This window comes from Microcystis sp. LE19-84.1B, from assembly GCF_027531875.1.
GTDB classification, from domain to species: Bacteria; Cyanobacteriota; Cyanobacteriia; order Cyanobacteriales; family Microcystaceae; genus Microcystis; species Microcystis panniformis.
The window spans coordinates 24,023-40,642 of record NZ_JAPZSR010000247.1; the positions used below are offsets into that span (position 1 = coordinate 24,023).

Annotated in this window: 19 protein-coding genes and 2 pseudogenes; 19 read left to right on the forward strand and 2 right to left on the reverse strand. The window is 42.6% G+C overall.

What is annotated here, in order from left to right; all coding sequences use genetic code 11:
- Positions 1-29 precede the first annotated feature (29 nt).
- From gltB to O9324_RS14650, 15 genes and pseudogenes are all read left to right on the forward strand, one after another.
- Entirely contained in the window at positions 30-4,604 is a 4,575-nt protein-coding gene (gene gltB / locus O9324_RS14580; protein ID WP_288140546.1) for a glutamate synthase large subunit, read from the forward strand.
- A 49-nt stretch (positions 4,605-4,653) separates the two neighbouring features.
- A complete protein-coding gene (locus tag O9324_RS14585) occupies positions 4,654-6,252 on the forward strand; it encodes a hypothetical protein (protein ID WP_288140547.1) in 1,599 nt (532 codons plus the stop codon).
- 122 nt (positions 6,253-6,374) lie between these two features.
- A pseudogene (locus O9324_RS14590) lies at positions 6,375-6,551 on the forward strand (DUF4926 domain-containing protein); the annotation flags it as partial.
- 9 nt (positions 6,552-6,560) lie between these two features.
- Positions 6,561-6,800 carry a hypothetical protein gene (locus O9324_RS14595; RefSeq protein ID WP_002737993.1) on the forward strand — a complete coding sequence of 80 codons (240 nt, stop codon included), beginning with the start codon at positions 6,561-6,563 and terminating at the stop codon, positions 6,798-6,800.
- Positions 6,800-7,228, forward strand: a complete 429-nt coding sequence (locus tag O9324_RS14600) for a putative toxin-antitoxin system toxin component, PIN family (protein WP_288140548.1) — start codon at positions 6,800-6,802, stop codon at positions 7,226-7,228. The genes O9324_RS14595 and O9324_RS14600 overlap by 1 nt, the downstream gene beginning before the upstream one ends.
- Complete coding sequence (locus O9324_RS14605; RefSeq protein ID WP_288140549.1) at positions 7,218-7,436, forward strand: DUF4926 domain-containing protein; 219 nt, start codon at positions 7,218-7,220, stop codon at positions 7,434-7,436. Before O9324_RS14600 ends, O9324_RS14605 begins: the two co-directional genes overlap by 11 nt.
- 150 nt (positions 7,437-7,586) lie before the next feature.
- Positions 7,587-7,835 carry a hypothetical protein gene (locus O9324_RS14610; RefSeq protein WP_002738017.1) on the forward strand — a complete coding sequence of 83 codons (249 nt, stop codon included), beginning with the start codon at positions 7,587-7,589 and terminating at the stop codon, positions 7,833-7,835.
- Complete coding sequence (locus tag O9324_RS14615) at positions 7,828-8,238, forward strand: type II toxin-antitoxin system VapC family toxin (RefSeq protein ID WP_002766847.1); 411 nt, start codon at positions 7,828-7,830, stop codon at positions 8,236-8,238. Before O9324_RS14610 ends, O9324_RS14615 begins: the two co-directional genes overlap by 8 nt.
- A gap of 274 nt (positions 8,239-8,512) precedes the next feature.
- Positions 8,513-8,737 (forward strand): C2H2-type zinc finger protein, encoded by a 225-nt coding sequence (locus O9324_RS14620; protein WP_002748889.1) that lies wholly within the window; start codon positions 8,513-8,515, stop codon positions 8,735-8,737.
- Positions 8,727-9,149: a putative toxin-antitoxin system toxin component, PIN family gene (locus O9324_RS14625; RefSeq protein WP_002766849.1), complete on the forward strand. Its 423-nt coding sequence runs from the start codon at positions 8,727-8,729 to the stop codon at positions 9,147-9,149. The genes O9324_RS14620 and O9324_RS14625 overlap by 11 nt, the downstream gene beginning before the upstream one ends.
- Positions 9,150-9,227: 78 nt before the next feature.
- Positions 9,228-9,470: a hypothetical protein gene (locus tag O9324_RS14630; protein ID WP_002766850.1), complete on the forward strand. Its 243-nt coding sequence runs from the start codon at positions 9,228-9,230 to the stop codon at positions 9,468-9,470.
- Between the two features lie 31 nt (positions 9,471-9,501).
- Complete coding sequence (locus tag O9324_RS14635) at positions 9,502-9,747, forward strand: ribbon-helix-helix domain-containing protein (protein ID WP_288140550.1); 246 nt, start codon at positions 9,502-9,504, stop codon at positions 9,745-9,747.
- Positions 9,744-10,169, forward strand: coding sequence for a putative toxin-antitoxin system toxin component, PIN family (locus O9324_RS14640; protein ID WP_287628581.1), 426 nt, complete (start codon positions 9,744-9,746; stop codon positions 10,167-10,169). Before O9324_RS14635 ends, O9324_RS14640 begins: the two co-directional genes overlap by 4 nt.
- Positions 10,170-10,325: 156 nt before the next feature.
- Positions 10,326-10,568, forward strand: a complete 243-nt coding sequence (locus tag O9324_RS14645; protein ID WP_288140551.1) for a hypothetical protein — start codon at positions 10,326-10,328, stop codon at positions 10,566-10,568.
- Positions 10,569-10,699: 131 nt separating this feature from the next.
- Positions 10,700-10,810, forward strand: a pseudogene (locus tag O9324_RS14650) (IS30 family transposase); the annotation flags it as partial.
- Positions 10,811-10,838: 28 nt separating this feature from the next.
- Here the strand turns inward: O9324_RS14650 and O9324_RS14655 are convergent.
- Complete coding sequence (locus O9324_RS14655; protein ID WP_002766854.1) at positions 10,839-11,291, reverse strand: hypothetical protein; 453 nt, start codon at positions 11,289-11,291, stop codon at positions 10,839-10,841.
- Between the two features lie 231 nt (positions 11,292-11,522).
- On the opposite strand from O9324_RS14655, the gene O9324_RS14660 reads away from it, so the two are divergent.
- Positions 11,523-12,374: an alpha/beta fold hydrolase gene (locus tag O9324_RS14660; protein ID WP_002766855.1), complete on the forward strand. Its 852-nt coding sequence runs from the start codon at positions 11,523-11,525 to the stop codon at positions 12,372-12,374.
- Between the two features lie 109 nt (positions 12,375-12,483).
- On the opposite strand, the gene O9324_RS14665 is transcribed toward O9324_RS14660, so the two are convergent.
- Complete coding sequence (locus tag O9324_RS14665; RefSeq protein WP_288140552.1) at positions 12,484-14,448, reverse strand: FAD-dependent monooxygenase family protein; 1,965 nt, start codon at positions 14,446-14,448, stop codon at positions 12,484-12,486.
- Between the two features lie 121 nt (positions 14,449-14,569).
- Here O9324_RS14665 and O9324_RS14670 point away from each other — a divergent pair, with 121 nt between their 5' ends.
- The 3 genes from O9324_RS14670 (at position 14,570) to O9324_RS14680 (ending at position 16,594) form a co-directional block, all read left to right on the forward strand.
- Positions 14,570-14,812: a hypothetical protein gene (locus tag O9324_RS14670; protein WP_002763591.1), complete on the forward strand. Its 243-nt coding sequence runs from the start codon at positions 14,570-14,572 to the stop codon at positions 14,810-14,812.
- 7 nt (positions 14,813-14,819) lie between these two features.
- Complete coding sequence (locus O9324_RS14675) at positions 14,820-15,635, forward strand: LmeA family phospholipid-binding protein (protein WP_002766857.1); 816 nt, start codon at positions 14,820-14,822, stop codon at positions 15,633-15,635.
- A 278-nt stretch (positions 15,636-15,913) separates the two neighbouring features.
- Entirely contained in the window at positions 15,914-16,594 is a 681-nt protein-coding gene (locus tag O9324_RS14680) for a GerMN domain-containing protein (protein WP_288140553.1), read from the forward strand.
- Positions 16,595-16,620: the final 26 nt, after the last annotated feature.

Consider the following 16,620-nt stretch of genomic DNA (forward strand, 5'->3'; position numbering starts at 1 on the left):
CCTTCCAGACTGCTAGGCTATTAGACAAGATGAATAACAATCAAACTCCACGGAAACAAGGACTATACGATCCCCAATTTGAACATGATGCTTGTGGTGTCGGTTTTATCGTTCATAAAACGGGGAAAAAGTCCCACGATATTGTTGAACAGGCCTTAACAATTTTACTAAACCTCGATCACCGTGGCGCGTGCGGTGCGGAAAAAAATACCGGAGATGGAGCGGGTATTTTGTGCCAAATCCCTGACCTATTTTTCCGGAAAGTGACCAGCAATCTAGGTTTTACCTTACCGGCAGCGGGACAATACGGGGTAGGAATGCTTTACACGGCCCCTGATGCCGAAATTCGCGGGAAAGGTCGGCAGGAATTCGAGAAAATCGCCGCCGAAGAGGGGTTAAAAGTTCTCGGTTGGCGTGATGTTCCCACGGATAACTCTAGTTTGGGCAATTCGGCCAAATCTACCGAACCCTTTATCGAACAGGTTTTCATCGAACGCGATGCCAATTTAAGCGATGATCTGGCCTTTGAACGCAAATTATACGTTATTCGCAAGCGTTCCCACCTCAGTCGTCAATCCTTTAATCGTTACTGGTATCCTTGCAGTATTTCTAGTCGTACCATTGTCTATAAAGGGCAATTAATGCCGGTACAGGTGGGTGACTATTTCCCCGATTTACACGACCCCGACTTTCAAAGCGCTTTAGGATTAGTCCATTCCCGTTTTAGTACCAATACCTTCCCCAGTTGGGAACGCGCCCACCCTTACCGTTATATTGCCCACAATGGCGAAATTAATACCCTGCGAGGTAATATTAACTGGATGCACGCCCGTCAGTCGATGTTTGCCTCACCCTTATTCGGGGAAGACATCAAAAAAATCCAGCCGGTCATTAATATCGAAGGTAGTGACTCCTTAATTTTTGATAATGCCCTAGAATTAATGGTTTTATCGGGGCGTTCTCTTCCTCACGCTGTCATGATGATGATTCCTGAACCCTGGGCAGCCCACGAATCGATGAGTGACGAGAAAAAAGCTTTCTATGAATACCATTCCTGTTTGATGGAACCCTGGGATGGTCCGGCCTCGATCGCTTTTACCGATGGTACGATGATGGGAGCAGTGTTGGACCGCAATGGTTTACGTCCTTCCCGTTACTATGTCACCAAAGATGACCTAGTAATTATGGCATCGGAAGCGGGAGTTTTACCCATTGAACCGGAACGCGTCGCTTTTAAAGGTCGTCTGCAACCCGGCCGGATGTTCCTTGTGGATATGAAAGAAGGTCGTATCGTGGCCGATGAGGAGATAAAAGAAGGTATTGCCAAAGCTCATCCCTATCGCCAGTGGTTAAACGAAAATTTAGTCAATTTAGACGATTTACCGGCGGTGGAAACTGCTCCACCGGAAACTGCTGTTTCCCTAATTCAACAGCAAACCGCTTTCGGCTACACTTTTGAAGAATTACGTCTTTTATTAGCCCCCATGGGCCGGGATGGAGTGGAAGCAGTGGGTTCCATGGGTTCCGATACACCCCTAGCCGTCTTGTCTGATCGCCCAAAACTGCTTTATGATTACTTTCAGCAGTTATTCGCCCAAGTCACTAACCCCCCGATTGACTCGATTCGCGAAGAAATTATCACCTCTCCCATCACCACTATCGGTGCGGAGAGAAATCTTTTGGATCCGCAGCCGGAAAGCTGTCACCTGATTAAACTTAACTCTCCCATCCTCACTAACGCCCAATTAGCGCGTTTACAGGGCAATAGCGAATTTAAAACCGTGACTATTCCCATTCTCTTCGATCCCACTTCGGGAGTCGAGGGAATGCGTAGCACAATTGAGGCAATTTGTCAAGAGGTGGACGAGGCAATTTTAGCGGGCGCGAGCATTATTATTTTAAGCGATCGAGGTATCGATAAAAATCACGCCCCGATTCCCTCACTGCTGGCGGTTGCCGGTTTACACCATCACCTCATCCGGCAGGGAACCCGCACCAGAGTCGGCCTTGTCCTGGAATCCGGCGAACCCCGGGAAGTGCATCACTACGCCCTTCTCCTCGGTTATGGTTGCGGTGCGATTAATCCCTATCTAGCCTTTGCCACCCTCGGCAGTATGATCGAGGAAGGTTTATTGGTAGGAGTTGACCACCAGACCGCCTGTAAAAACTACATAAAAGCCGCCACCAAGGGCGTAATTAAAGTGGCCTCTAAAATTGGCATTTCTACCCTGCAAAGCTACCGTGGGGCGCAAATATTCGAGGCTATTGGCTTAAATCGATCGGTAGTCGATCGCTATTTTACTTGGACAGCTTCCCGCATTGAAGGGGCCGATTTAGAAATTATTGCCAAAGAATCCCTGCTCAGACATGGCCACGCTTTCCCCGACCGGGACGTTAATGTGCATACCCTCGATATTGGCGGTGAATATCAATGGCGTAAGGACGGGGAAGCCCATCTTTTTAGCCCAGAAACCATTCATACCCTGCAACAAGCGGTAAAATTGGGCAAATACGACCTCTTTAAGAAATATTCCCAACTGGTCAACCAACAAAATCAAAAATTCTTCACCCTGCGGGGACTATTAACCTTTAAAAACCGGGAAAGTATCCCCATCGAAGAAGTGGAACCGATTGAAGCGATTATGAAACGCTTTAAAACCGGGGCCATGAGTTACGGGTCCATTTCCAAAGAGGCCCACGAATCCCTCGCTATTGCCATGAATCGTATCGGTGGCAAGTCGAACACCGGGGAAGGCGGCGAAGATTCCGAGCGCTACACTTGGACAAATGAACAGGGAGACTCGAAAAATAGTGCCATTAAACAGGTGGCTTCCGGACGTTTTGGTGTCACCAGTCTTTACCTTTCCCAAGCGCGAGAATTGCAGATAAAAATGGCCCAGGGGGCAAAACCTGGCGAAGGCGGTCAATTACCGGGTAAAAAAGTCTATCCTTGGATTGCCAAAGTCCGTCACTCCACCCCCGGAGTCGGTTTAATCTCTCCCCCACCCCACCACGATATCTACTCGATTGAAGACCTAGCGGAGTTGATTCATGACCTAAAAAATGCCAATCGCGCGGCCAGAGTGAGCGTAAAACTGGTTTCTGAGGTGGGAGTTGGCACAATCGCCGCCGGAGTCGCTAAAGCTCACGCCGACGTGGTTTTAATCTCTGGTTTCGATGGTGGGACCGGAGCCTCACCCCAAACCTCGATTAAACACGCGGGTTTACCCTGGGAGTTGGGACTAGCAGAAACCCATCAAACATTGGTGTTAAATAATCTTCGCAGTCGCATTGCGGTGGAAACCGATGGCCAGATGAAAACCGGCCGCGATGTGGTGGTGGCGACGCTATTGGGGGCCGAAGAATTCGGTTTTTCGACCGCGCCACTGGTGACGTTAGGCTGTATTATGATGCGGGTTTGTCATCTTAATACCTGTCCGGCGGGGGTAGCGACCCAGGATCCGTTATTACGGAAGAATTTCATCGGGGATCCTGAATATACGGTGAATTTCATGAAATTTATCGCCCAGGAAGTGCGGGAAATTATGGCCGAATTGGGATTCCGCACCTTAAATGAAATGGTGGGGCGAACTGATGTATTAGAGCCGAAACAGGCTGTAGAACATTGGAAAGCGAAAGGAATTGACCTAACTCCAATTCTCTATCAACCGGAGGTAGATGCAGAGGTAGGGCGTTATTGTCAGATTCCCCAGGACCACGGTTTAGATAAGTGCTTGGATATAACCGTTTTAGTGGATTTATGCAAAGATGCCATTGAAAAAGGCGAAAAAGTCAAGGCGACACTACCGATTAAAAATATTAACCGCGTGGTGGGGACGATTTTAGGCAACGAAATCACTAAACGTCACTGGGAGGGTTTACCGGAAGATACCGTACATCTCCATTTTCAGGGCAGCGCGGGGCAGAGTTTCGGTGCTTTTGTTCCCAAAGGGGTGACACTGGAGTTAGAGGGAGATGCCAATGATTATGTGGGCAAGGGTTTAAGCGGTGGCAAAATCATCGTTTATCCGCCCAAAGGTTCCACTTTTGCAGCCCAGGAGAATATTATCATCGGTAATGTGGCTTTATACGGTGCAACCAGTGGTGAGGTGTATATTTCTGGGGTTGCTGGGGAACGTTTCTGTGTCCGCAATTCTGGGGTTAATACCGTGGTTGAGGCCGTTGGCGACCATGCCTGTGAGTATATGACGGGGGGTAAAGTCGTTGTTTTAGGGCCTACCGGTCGCAATTTCGCCGCCGGGATGAGTGGTGGTGTCGCCTACGTCCTCGATGAGTCGGGGGATTTCGCCACTCGTTGCAATACCCAAATGGTAGCTTTAGAGGCGCTAGAAGGGGAAGAAATCGACGATTTACGCGAGTTAATTCAACGCCATGCTGATTACACTCAAAGTCAAAAAGCAGCCCTGGTTTTAGCAAATTGGTCGGAAATGTTGCCCAAGTTTGTTAAAGTAATGCCCAAGGATTATAAGCGGATGTTGCAGTGTATTAAGGAGGCGTTAGATTCCGGTTTAACCGGCGATTCTGCCCTCGATGCGGCTTTTGAAGCCAACGCCCGCGATGTGGCAAGGATTGGCGGTAGTTAGAGTTTCATGGGGGCTGAATAAGCCCCCTATTGTATAGATACGGCAAAATATGGTCAAAAATCAACTTCCTAATATAAATTCTTTGCAAGCTCTAAATCGTTTAGAACTTCAGATTCAAAGTTCTTTTAAAAAAATTAAGCTAGGAGATGCCTTATATTCTTTACACAGTTTAAAAAATCAACATTCACAGCTTAATGCGACTACGCCAGAATTTTTACCTTTTTTAAATGCTGGGGCGGCTTTATTTGCTATCAGATTTTGCACTCCTAGTAAAGTAGAAACAACAATTAAATATCACGATCTTAGATGTTTGGTAAATTTGACTTTAAAATATTTACAGGCAGATCCGATAACTCTTGATGAAGAACTTAAAAATGAATTTATTAATTCTAACCCTGTTTTTTTAATGCTCCGTTTAGTTAGTCATCAGTTCCCATTTCAACCGAATATTTTTGGTCAATTTGCACGTCCAGTTATTCTATTCGACGAGATACCCAGACAATTAAATGACTTACCTAATATTCCTAAATTTGATTTTGCAAAAAAATTTCAAGAAATTAGCGATGTTTCTTTGAGCGACTTTATTAATACTGGTTTTTGTATATATAGTTTTTCTTCTAGTCATTTTAGTATTAGTAGAAACTATTTTAAAGTTGCCCGTAAAAAAGGTTTAAGTCTTCCAGACGATTATTCTATCAATAAAATTTTATTACAACTTTCGGCGGATAAATCAAAGTTTGTAAATCTATATGAAGAAAGAAAAAATGAAGATGATAGGTTCAAAGCCTATAATTTCAATCCACTGCTACAGTATCCACTTATTAAACCTTGTCAGAATAAACAATTTTTAATATTAGAAAAAGACTTTATTCATGCACCAGTTCCTGACTTAATAGCTTCGAGAATTTCATCAGGAATTTTTTATCAAATGTTTAATTACTATAAACAAGAATTTTCATCTTATTTTGGTTATGTTTTTGAAAGATATGTTGGAATTATTCTCAAAGAGTGTATATTTTCAGAAACATTATTTTCGGAGGAAAAAATTCGTACTTTCTATCCAATCAATAAAGGTAAATCTCCTGATTGGATACTGCAAGACGGTTCAACTTTAATCCTTTTTGAATGCAAAGCAACACGCTTTTCTAGAGCGGCACAAGCTATCGCTAGTGAAGATCACATTAATTCTAGTCTGGTACAAATAACGAAAGGATTAAAACAACTAGCAAGCTTTATTTCAGAGTGTCAGAAAAAAACGGTCGAGCTTAGTTGTTTTCACAATTGTAATACTTTTATACCTGTTATTGTTTCTTTGGAACCTTTATATCTTATCAATAGCCATTTGTTTCGAGAACATTTAGATAGTTTATTAATCCAAGAGGGAGTCAATAAGTTTGACTGGAGAATATTGTCTATAGATGAACTAGAGTTGCTACAGGTACATCTTTCTACAGATTATAAATTAATACAAATGCTTGATGATTTATTAAATGAAACCTTTAATAATCTTTTGATAAGATTAAGCACTCAAACTGGAAAAAAATTTCAAGATTCCTTTTTATATCCCAAACAGGAAGAAATATTTCAAAGGCTAGGTGTATGGAACAGATTAAAACAATATTTAGCATTAAATCCAGATAATGATTAATCTACGAACACTATAAGTTTATGAAGGCATAAAAACAGTAACAGGCTTATGATTTAGTTGATAAGACAAATATCAGCTTGATTTTATCACAAGATATTCCCGAAGAATGATTATCTGCGGGGGACGTGGGAACATTAGTAGAAAAACATCAAATTGAGGGATTAGAAACGGGGTATATTGTCGAGTTTTCCGATAGGTTGGGAAAAACGATTACTGTTGTCACCATGGCCGAAAATTCCCTCCAGTTCCCCACCCCGCTAAGGACTCGTGTTAAACTGGTTAATCATGCTAGTGTCTAGAAGCGACCTATGCCGAACTTAACCTTAAGCAACGAACAAGTGATCGAATTAGTCAAACAACTCCCCGAAGCACAGCAACAGGAACTATTTAGATTCCTCATCCAGCGTCAGTGGGGAAATATGGAAGCTATAACCGATTACGGAAGCCAACAGGCAAAAATCGTCGCAGCAGAACGCGGCTACGATTGGGAGACAATGACGGAAGAGGAAAGAGAAGAATTTATCGATGAAATCGTTCACGAGAAGTAGTGATTTATACTGTTGTCTTCGACACAAATATTCTCATATCTGCCGCGCTTTCTAAAAGCGGTAGTCCGAATAGTTGTTTTTCCCTAGCCCAAAGCAAACTTATTCGATCGGTCACTTGTCCAGAAATTTTACAGGAATTATCCGAAAAACTGCTACTAAAAATCAAATTTCCTGAAGAACGAGTTAGAAAATACATCGAGGAAATTTGTGAGGCTTCTACCATTGTTTCTATAGGTGGAACACTGAGAGCCGTTCCCAACGATCCCGATGACGATATGATCATAGAATGTGCGATCGCTGGCAAGGCGACCCATATTATCACGGGAGACAAACATCTTCTTTCACTGGTTCAATATCAAAATATTCAGATCGTAAAGGCAAAAGATTTTCTGGACTTTTTAGATCAAAATAATAACCATGAATTATGAACTTTACTCCAATGTGATTTTATTAAAAGACATTCCCGAAGAAAAACCATCGGTGGGAGACGTGGGGACATTGGTAGAAAAACATCAAATTGAGGGATTAGAAACGGGGTATAGTGTCGAATTTTTCGATAGGTTGGAAAAAACGATTACTGTTGTCACCAGGTCCGAAAATTCCCTCCGTTTCCCCACCCACGAGGATCGACCTTGACCCTACAGGACTGATATTTTCCCATCTTTAGCAGAATATCGGCATCTAGAAGAGGGTGCGATCGTGCGGTAGTTATAGTTGAGAGGGTGTGTTACACTAGCCTTAAGGCACTGTGTAGGCCGTACTCGAATTACTTCTCAACAATCCATTATGATAAAAAATCTACGAGTTAGTTATGATGGAATGGTTTTCCGTCCCGAAGAAAAGATTGAATTAGAACCCAATACCCATTACATCATCCAAATTATTTCTCGGGAAGATCCCCTAGAAAATAACCATAAAAATGCTTGGGAACTGTTAGAAGAAATGGCTGGCACCTATGAAGCTCCAGAAGATTGGTCAAGGGAACACGATCATTATTTATATGATACTCCCAAAAGAAATATAAGCGATGAATAAGTCCAAACTTTTTTTAGATACGGTCTTTATCCAAGCAATTCTCAATCCTCATGATCAATATCATCAAATTGCTATGCAGTTCCTCCCCTATGTAAAAAATGCAACAGCAGTTTGGGTTACTGAAGCCATTTTTATGGAGGTTGGTAATGCTCTTAGTCATTACAATCGTCCTAAGGTTTCTGCCTTTATCAAGCAATGCTATCAAACCGATAATTTATTCGTTGTTACTATCACTTCTACTCTTTTTCAAAAAGGCTTAAAGCTCTACGAATCAAGATTTGATAAAAGCTGGGGATTAGTAGATTGTTTTTCTTTTATTGTTATGGAAGAAAATCAAATTACCGACGCTTTAACTTCAGATGTTCATTTTATTCAAGCAGGTTTTCAAGCTTTACTACGATAATTAATTAGCGATCACCATTTAGTTAAAGATATAATTTTACGGCAAGCGGGAAGATGAAAGGACTTTCTAGGCCGATAATTTCTCGATTCTAACCGATCGAAGCCCGGAAGGGATAGGCGAACCGAAAACCCTCTCCATTAATGACTCGTGTTAAACTGATTAATCATGCTGGTGTCTAGAAGCGACCTATGCCGAACTTAACCTTAAGCAACGAACAAGTTATCGAATTAGTCAAACAACTCCCCGAAGCACAGCAAGGATGAGCCTTAATAATATGAGCAAAATTTCGATCGAAGTCAGTCCCGAAGCGGCAGAAGTCTATCAATCCGCATCCCCGGAGGAACAAGAACGCGTCCGGGTTCTTGTCGATTTGCTAATTAGAAAGCCAGTTAACAGCGATATCGATTTCTTGAGAAAACTAATGGACGAAATTAGTGATGAGGCGGAAGCTAGAGGATTAACCCCCGAAATTTTAGAATCTTTACTAAATGAGCCTTGAATATTCTTTTATTCTCGATACCAACGTTTTAGTAAGCGCGCTTCTGTCGAAAAACGGCAAAGCTCGTCAGGCATTAGACAAAGCCCAAAATATCGGCAAGCTTTTAATGTCCGAATCTACTTTGTTAGAATTGATAACTGTTTTCAATCGTCCCAAATTCGATAGATATGCCTCCTCAGCAAAAAGGCGGCTATTTATAACGGCGATAGAAAGAACCGCGGAAATTGTCGTGATTCGAGAGCAAATCAAGGTTTGTAGAGATGAGAAAGATAATCAGTATTTAGAACTAGCGATCGATGGTCAAGCTACCTGTATTGTAAGCGGCGATTCTGATCTATTAGTTTTAAATCCATTTCGAGAAATCCCAATTTTAACGATTCAAGAATTTCTAGATCATGACTTTTCCCGTTAGCGATCAGTCCCCCCACCCACGAGCCAGCTAGGGATACGTGTTAAACTGATTAATCATGCTGGTGTCTAGAAGCGACCTATGCCGAACTTAACCTTAAGCAACGAACAAGTTATCGAATTAGTCAAACAACTCCCCGAAGCACAGCAACGGGAAGTTTATAAAATTCTCATCCTCAGTCAGTGGAGACAGTTGGAACCAGTATTTAATGAAGGAGCAGAAAGAGCTAGAATCGTAGCCAAAGAACGCGGCTATGATTGGGATACCATGACGGAAGACGAAAGAGAAGAATTTATCGATAATATCGTTCAGGAACCATCATAATATCCACCGAATTTACAGAGTGTATTTTACCATGAATATTACCTTAAATCCCGAATTAGAACAATTAATTAACTCTCAATTAGCGACAGGAAACTATAACAGCGTTGAAGATTTATTAAAAGACGCTTTGTTAAATTTAGCAGACAAACAAAACCGTCAGACTTTAAGCCAAAAAGTTAAAGAACTCTTTGATAAAACTCAATCCTTACCCGGGACTCAGGATATTACCGAAGAAGAGATCGCCGTAGAAATTGAAGCCTATCGGAGAGGCGAATGAAAGTCGTGATCGATACGAATATTCTACTCTCGGCAATTTTAAAAGGAAGGTTGCCGAGAACGGTTATACAATTCGTGATCGAGTCTAATAAAATCGAATGGATTGTTTCCGAAGCTATTTTAACTGAATATAAAGATGTTGTCAGCCGTCCTAAGTTTAAGCTGTCGGAAGGAGTGATAAGAGAATGGTATAAGGTTTTCGATACAGTTCCTAGATTAATTGATGTTCACAGCACTATTGATTTCCCCAGAGATCGATCGGATGCTAAATTTCTAGCTTGTGCTATGGCGAGTGATGCTGATTTTTTGATCACAGGTGATAAAGACTTTGAAGAAGTAGATAATTTAGGAGCGACAACTATAATTTCTGCCTCAGAATTTAAAGCACTCGTGATCGATCCCGTTGCGGATGAAGAATCTTGAAATCCTGTTGATCCCGCGATACTCAATCGAAGGAGTCTTTATGATAAAAAGGAAGGGTAATCAGCGCCTCCCTATGTTCTGGTGTGATGGCAAGGATATTAAATTGATATTGATTAAGGCATAAGTAGCTGGTTATAATTAAATTAAAAATGGACTATGCCGAAATTAACCTTAAGCAACGAACAAGTTATCGGATTAGTCAAGCAACTCCCCGAAGCACAGCAACGGGAAGTTTATAAAATTCTCATCCTCAGTCAGTGGGACCGATGGGAATCCTTGTCTAACTACGCCATTGACAAAGCTCGAATCGTGGCGAAAGAACGCGGCTATGATTGGGATACCATGACCGAAGAGGAAAGAGAAGAATTTATCGATGAAATCGTTCACGAACCATCATAATATCCACCGAATTTACAGAGTATATAGCGTTTCCCAATCTCATGAGGTACACCAAAATCTTAACTCCTGACTCGGAGACTCCTGACTCCTCAAAACCTAAGACTCTGTACCTCCCCACTATGGGAATTGCTATAAACGAGCATAATAAGGGACTATTAAGACAATTCTTACCCAAGAAGACGAATTTTAAAATCCTGAAGCCAAAGGAGGTAGAAAGAGCCGTAAACTTAATTAACAATCGAGGCGGCTCCATAACAGCTTAAGCTAGAGCTAGTAAATATAAATAGCACCCTGTTGATTGATGTTAAAGGTGGTATAACCGGGGGTACTCCCCGGAACTTTGGTGACAGTAATCGTGACTAAATTATCATCATTGACTTCTACGGCATAGATTAAACTAGAAGAATAGCGATCCGCCGCCGCATTAGCCCGATTAATCAGAATATATGCTGGAATTACCAAACCTTTTAGGGTTGTCTCCGTACCGGGAGATAATAATTGGGGAGAGGAATTAATATTGGCCGATAGGTCATAATTGAGGTCAATATCGGTTTGATTGATGATTTTAATCTCCACGGGACGACTCGTATTCACCCTAGCAACAGGCTGCCAAGGACCGGGTTGAAAGGTGGTAGCGGGGGGATTCTGAGCGGGTAAAGAGGGGGGAAAAACTAATCCCAGACTTAACACTAGGGAAAGAGTCAAAAAGCGATCGCATTTCATAGATAAATCCTGGTCTAGGGTTTTCATCCTATTTTAGGGAGGTATCCCCAGTGTTTTATACTGAAAGTAGAAGCTTTTGAAATTGTCTATAGCATTGATTGATCAGCTATCAGGGAATATCCTAAGCTTCCCTGATTTTGCTCTGTAAACAAGGCTAAATACACCCATTTTTCTCGAGAAGTTTCCCTAGTAACCCCTATCAACGGTTTAACTTAGGTTGAGATTGATTATATGCCTACCATCGACATATCGGGAGTATCCCACAGTTACGAGTTATTTTCGCCCCAAGCGGATAAACCAGTTTTAGTCTTTATACACGGTTGGCTGCTGAGTCGTCACTACTGGCAGCCTTTGGTAGATATTCTCTCCCCGGATTATCCCTGTCTAGTCTATGATCTCCGGGGCTTTGGCGACTCCCAAAAAATCACCTCTAACAGTCCTCCTAGCAGTTATAACCTTGAATCCTACTCCCAAGACGTTATTACCCTTCTTAACCGCTTAAACCTCGATGCTGCTTGGTTAGTTGGTCATTCCCTCGGTGGTAGTGTTGCTTTGTGGGCCGCGGATAGCTGTCCTGAACGGATTAAAGGGGTAATCTGTATGAATGCCGGCGGTGGCATCTATCTAAAGGAGGAATTTGAGCGATTTCGGGAGGCTGGAAGACAGATTTTACAGAAAAGACCCTCTTGGTTGCCCCGTGTTCCCTTTATTGATGTTTTATTCTCGCGGATGATGGTCAAGCAAACCCTAGGTAAAAAATGGGGCAAACAGCGCGTGATTGATTTTGTCCGGGCCGATTACCAAGCGGCCCTAGGGTCACTTTTGGAAACCACTACTATCAGCGAAGTTCATCTTTTACCCCAGATTGTCTCCCGTCTCCCGCAACCGGTCTATTTTCTGGCGGGGAAAGAGGATACGATTATGGAAGTTAAGTACGTTAACCATCTGGCCAGTTTTCATCCCTTGTTTGAAACTGGCAGCAACGTCATTGAGTTATCCGATTGTGGTCATTTTGCCATGCTGGAACAAACAGCAGCGGTGGCCCAAAAGATGATGGCTATTTTAAATCTGCATCGCAGTTAGAACCTGTAGGTAAGCGCATTCTTGAACTTTTCCAACAGTTTCTTAACTCCACAAACAGTGAACTAAAAACTCAAATCTGATCCCTGATAGCTGTCTCGGAGTCTCCTACTTAATGTCTTAGGCCATAATTAAAACTCAATAACTTTAACCAGAGGCGAGGATTGTCTTTTTCTAGCCAGCTTTGCCAGTTTTTTAACCATTGGGGAAACCAGGGACCCAAAAGCAGATTTTTGACTCCATCAAGGCTAAAATCGAGATAGGAACCCAACCAGCGAATTAAATCCTGACTGCCGGCCATTTCTGCTATCCATAACAGTAAAGTGGGGTTTTTTCTGGCCGCTTTAATTGCTAAACGGCTAAAGGTCAACCAATCGGTTTTATCCTTAATAAAGGTTTCAGAAACCTCCGGCGGTTCGTCGGCCAATAAACCGAAAAATGTGTTTAACATGGCGTTAATTCTTTGGGGGGGTAAGGTTTTTCCCGTGGGAACCATCATTCCTTTAGAAAATAACCAAGTTACCGCCACATTACTTTGATAGGCCCGCACGTTTTCTAGGTCTTTAGCTGTTAGTAAATCGTGTTTTAAGGCCGTATCCAAAAGATGGGTTAAGCGCTCTAAATTACGCACCAAAGAACCGAATCCAGTAAAGATTAAGGGTGATTGCAGGGAGGCGGCATCACCGATGGCTAAAATGCGATCAAAGGAGACAATTCGATCTTTTTTTCCTGTGCTAAAATGCCCCGGTATATAACCAAAGGTGGGTTTTTTCCAAGTTAATTTTTCTGGGTCACACTGTCGATATTCGGGCAGAATAGTAAAGAAATCTTCGTACATTTCTAACAGAGAACCGGGGTTATCGGGATGGACTTGATGATAGTGAAATAGATAAAAGGTTAATTCTTTTCCTTCCCCCGGAAATAATTCCCAAATTAATTGCCTACCTTTAGAAATATCGCCATGGGAATTTAAGACATCACCATAGTGAGAATCCCACACCACCGGATCGAATCCTTCTACTACTGCCCCCACCGTCGGACAGACACTATCAAAGGCACGCACTCCGTTTAATTGCCAAGCAATGGCAGAGGCGGAACCCATGGCATCAATCAATAAACGGCCTTTTATCTGTTGAATTTCTCCACCATGATTAAGGGTGACAGTAACACTATTAGCGGTAATGTCAGCCTTAATAAATTCCGTTTGATCGAGAATTTTACCGCCATGATCCTGTATTTTTTTAGCGCAGGATTGCAGCAATTTATCGGAATTAATGGCGATATTTAAAACCGTGGGAGTATGGAGAATTTTGGCTTTCAGATGGGGGGGATTATTGCCATCAAAAAACTTATTAAAGCCATCGATGTATTCTTGGAAGATTAATTCCTCGAATTCTTCGGCGGTAAATAGGCCTAAATTAATTAAACTTTGAAACTCCGATCGAGAGATATTCCATTCCCGATTCATCCGTCCGAAAGGCAGTCTTTCTACTAGGAGGACTCGATAACCTAATTTGGCCATCTGTGCCGCATGAATTGCCCCCAAGGCACCACCAACATAAATTAAGTCGTAGGTGATGGGATGATTATTTTCCTCGCTGCTAGAGAAAATTACCGGCTGCGGTTGTTGGGGATTTTTGGCACTGTCGCGCCAACGTTTTTCCCACCAATACAAACGTTCTAAGTCTGCCTCCCCTTGCGGCATTTTGCGGAAGTAGTGAACCGTTAGGGGATAGTCCGCTTCTAAATCTGTAAAAATTGAGTGATTTTTTTGATCGATATTTGGTAGCGTGTTATACTGCGGCGGAAAACGCTTTTGTAAAGCTCGATCGAGCTGCCGAGTCAGGGATGTTTCTTGATCATGCGATCGCTCACCCCAGCGGAAAACTTTTAAATAAGTAGTCCGTTGCAGCGTCCAGACAAAAATCGATAATTCGATCGCCTCCGATAAGCGCAATCTCACCCCGTTAGGTGTATTTGTCTTGACACCGCTTCCGGGTTGCCAATCGGATTGTAACCACTGACAAACGGCGATCGAGTCAGGAGTCGGAATTTCTCTGTAAAGTATTTCTTTCATCTTGATTTAGTTATTACACCCAAAAATCGTCTGATTACGCTAGACTACACAAAAAGTTTTCTGAAAAAAGTTTAAAAAACTTTACATACCTAGATTAATACACAGCCTACCCCATCTGATTATGAATTATCCCATCCCGACTACCCCCGAAGAAATTGCCGCCCTCCGACAGCGTCCCGTCGATGAGGAGATGATCGCTGCCGTGATTGCGGGAATTATTAGAATGGCCCGCGCTCAGGGTCAATCTCTCGATGATCTGACTGAAGAAATTCTCGCAGAAGACCCGATTTTAGATCAAGTGCAACGACGTTGGTTAAGTCAGCTTTTGACTAATGCTTGGCAAAATTTAGCTGGATGGGTGTAATTGAGCGATGGAATGGCTAACAATCACTCTCGCTAGTGTTTTGACCCTGTTAACTCCCGCAGGGGCAATTATTGATACGGTTTTAGCCCATACCCTTCGCTCTCAAGTCCAAAAAGTGGAACAATTAGCCGTGAGGGTCGATAATACTCCCAATTATCAGGTTCTGCAAGGCAAAATCGATCGAGTTCGCATTTCTGCAAGGGGAATTTATCCCCTTGCTGATGTTCGCATTGAGAAGATCGAGCTAGAAACTGAGCCAATTAGCCTCGATTTGCGGCGATTACAGCAAAAAAACAGCAGTTTAGCCGCCGCACTGCGCCGACCAGCTGCGGGAGCTTTGCATCTTGTCCTCACGGAAACTAATGTTAATCAAGCTTTACAATCGGCAGCGGTCAAAGAACAAATTCAGACCCTGATTAATAATCTGATTCCCTCTAGGGAAGAATTTGGTAGCACAAAATATCAACTTAGTCAAGCAAATTTTAATTTTCTTAATAATAATCGAGTCACCCTCAGCCTGCAGCTAGAGACACAACGGCCAGACGAACCAGCAGCCACCCTCAATCTGAGCTTAGAAGTGGGATTTAAGCTAGTGCAGGGGCGAAAAATCGAGCTTATTGACCCCACAGCCACTCTTAATGGTCGTCGCATCTCCTCGCGCCTTCTCAAGGGGTTTGCCGAGGGTATATCCACCCAGTTAGATTTAAAAAACTTCGAGAAACAAGGAATTATCGCCCGCCTTCTCCAATTGCAGATTGACGATGATAAGCTGAGTATAGCCGCCTTTGGCAGAATTGAACCTCGATCGGGGAACCCCAATTAAATTTAACGGTCAGAAAACAGGAGATATTTCAGTGATCAGTGATCAGTAATCAGTAATCAGTGAAAAGAAAACGGCAATTTCTCTTTCAGTGATCGGTAAAAAGTGAAAAGACACTGGGAAACTGCTATTTAATACTGCTCACTTAATACATACCAATAACTGATAACTGATAACTGATAACTGATAACTAATAACTGATAACTAATAACTAATAACTGATAACTGATAACTGATAACTGATAACTGATAACTGATAACTGATAACTGATAACTGAATTATGCCTAGTTCTCGCTCTAGTGATAAAATCTCTTTGCCTTGGATAATTGGTATCGGCCTCGCTTTATTTACTGCTGGTGGGGCCACTGCTTGGTTTGCCGTCCATCACCTATCTTCCCCCCAGAAAACCAGCGAAAACCCGATTGAATCTCCTACTCCGGCGCCGATAAATCAATCACCAATTGTGGAACCGGTTTCTCCTGGTCCAGTGAAGACAAGTCCGACAGCAACTCCTGCAGCTATTCCTGTTAGGGAAACTCGACAGGTTTATTGGTTAAAAGTGACTGATACGGGTAATCAATTAGTCACCCAAGAAATTACCGTTCAAAAAGCGAATAGCGACGACCGAGAGTTAACAGCAGTATTGAAGATTCTATTAGCTGGTCCAAGTAATCCTCAGGATATGACTACTATTCCCCCCGGGACTAAATTACTGGATTTAAAAGTAGATAAAACGGGAATTAAGATTAATCTCTCGCGCGAGTTTGGCAATGATGATGGTCCTGATATGTTAATCGGTCGTTTGGCACAAATCATCTATACTACTACTACCGAGGATCCCAATGCCAAAGTCTGGATTCAAGTGGAAGGAAAACCCCTAGAATTATTAGGAGAAGGCCACGGTATTGAAGTTGTCCAACCGATGACTCGTAAGTTTTTTGAGGAGAATTATCAATTGTAAGTTGTCCGCGCATTTCAATTGTTTGT

Bases quoted from the DNA above. Each gene is read 5' to 3' on its own strand.
- O9324_RS14615 (WP_002766847.1), top strand. From the start codon at position 7,828: ATGAATAAGTCCAAACTTTTTTTAGATACGGTCTTTATCCAAGCAATT.
- O9324_RS14660 (WP_002766855.1), top strand. From the start codon at position 11,523: ATGCCTACCATCGACATATCGGGAGTATCCCACAGTTACGAGTTATTT.
- O9324_RS14630 (WP_002766850.1), top strand. From the start codon at position 9,228: ATGCCGAACTTAACCTTAAGCAACGAACAAGTTATCGAATTAGTCAAA.
- O9324_RS14605 (WP_288140549.1), top strand. From the start codon at position 7,218: ATGAATTATGAACTTTACTCCAATGTGATTTTATTAAAAGACATTCCC.
- O9324_RS14635 (WP_288140550.1), top strand. From the start codon at position 9,502: ATGAATATTACCTTAAATCCCGAATTAGAACAATTAATTAACTCTCAA.
- O9324_RS14645 (WP_288140551.1), top strand. From the start codon at position 10,326: ATGCCGAAATTAACCTTAAGCAACGAACAAGTTATCGGATTAGTCAAG.
- O9324_RS14680 (WP_288140553.1), top strand. From the start codon at position 15,914: ATGCCTAGTTCTCGCTCTAGTGATAAAATCTCTTTGCCTTGGATAATT.
- O9324_RS14665 (WP_288140552.1), bottom strand. From the start codon at position 14,448: ATGAAAGAAATACTTTACAGAGAAATTCCGACTCCTGACTCGATCGCC.
- O9324_RS14625 (WP_002766849.1), top strand. From the start codon at position 8,727: ATGAGCCTTGAATATTCTTTTATTCTCGATACCAACGTTTTAGTAAGC.
- O9324_RS14640 (WP_287628581.1), top strand. From the start codon at position 9,744: ATGAAAGTCGTGATCGATACGAATATTCTACTCTCGGCAATTTTAAAA.
- O9324_RS14620 (WP_002748889.1), top strand. From the start codon at position 8,513: ATGAGCAAAATTTCGATCGAAGTCAGTCCCGAAGCGGCAGAAGTCTAT.
- O9324_RS14655 (WP_002766854.1), bottom strand. From the start codon at position 11,291: ATGAAATGCGATCGCTTTTTGACTCTTTCCCTAGTGTTAAGTCTGGGA.
- O9324_RS14610 (WP_002738017.1), top strand. From the start codon at position 7,587: ATGATAAAAAATCTACGAGTTAGTTATGATGGAATGGTTTTCCGTCCC.
- O9324_RS14595 (WP_002737993.1), top strand. From the start codon at position 6,561: ATGCCGAACTTAACCTTAAGCAACGAACAAGTGATCGAATTAGTCAAA.
- gltB (WP_288140546.1), top strand. From the start codon at position 30: ATGAATAACAATCAAACTCCACGGAAACAAGGACTATACGATCCCCAA.
- O9324_RS14675 (WP_002766857.1), top strand. From the start codon at position 14,820: ATGGAATGGCTAACAATCACTCTCGCTAGTGTTTTGACCCTGTTAACT.
- O9324_RS14670 (WP_002763591.1), top strand. From the start codon at position 14,570: ATGAATTATCCCATCCCGACTACCCCCGAAGAAATTGCCGCCCTCCGA.
- O9324_RS14585 (WP_288140547.1), top strand. From the start codon at position 4,654: ATGGTCAAAAATCAACTTCCTAATATAAATTCTTTGCAAGCTCTAAAT.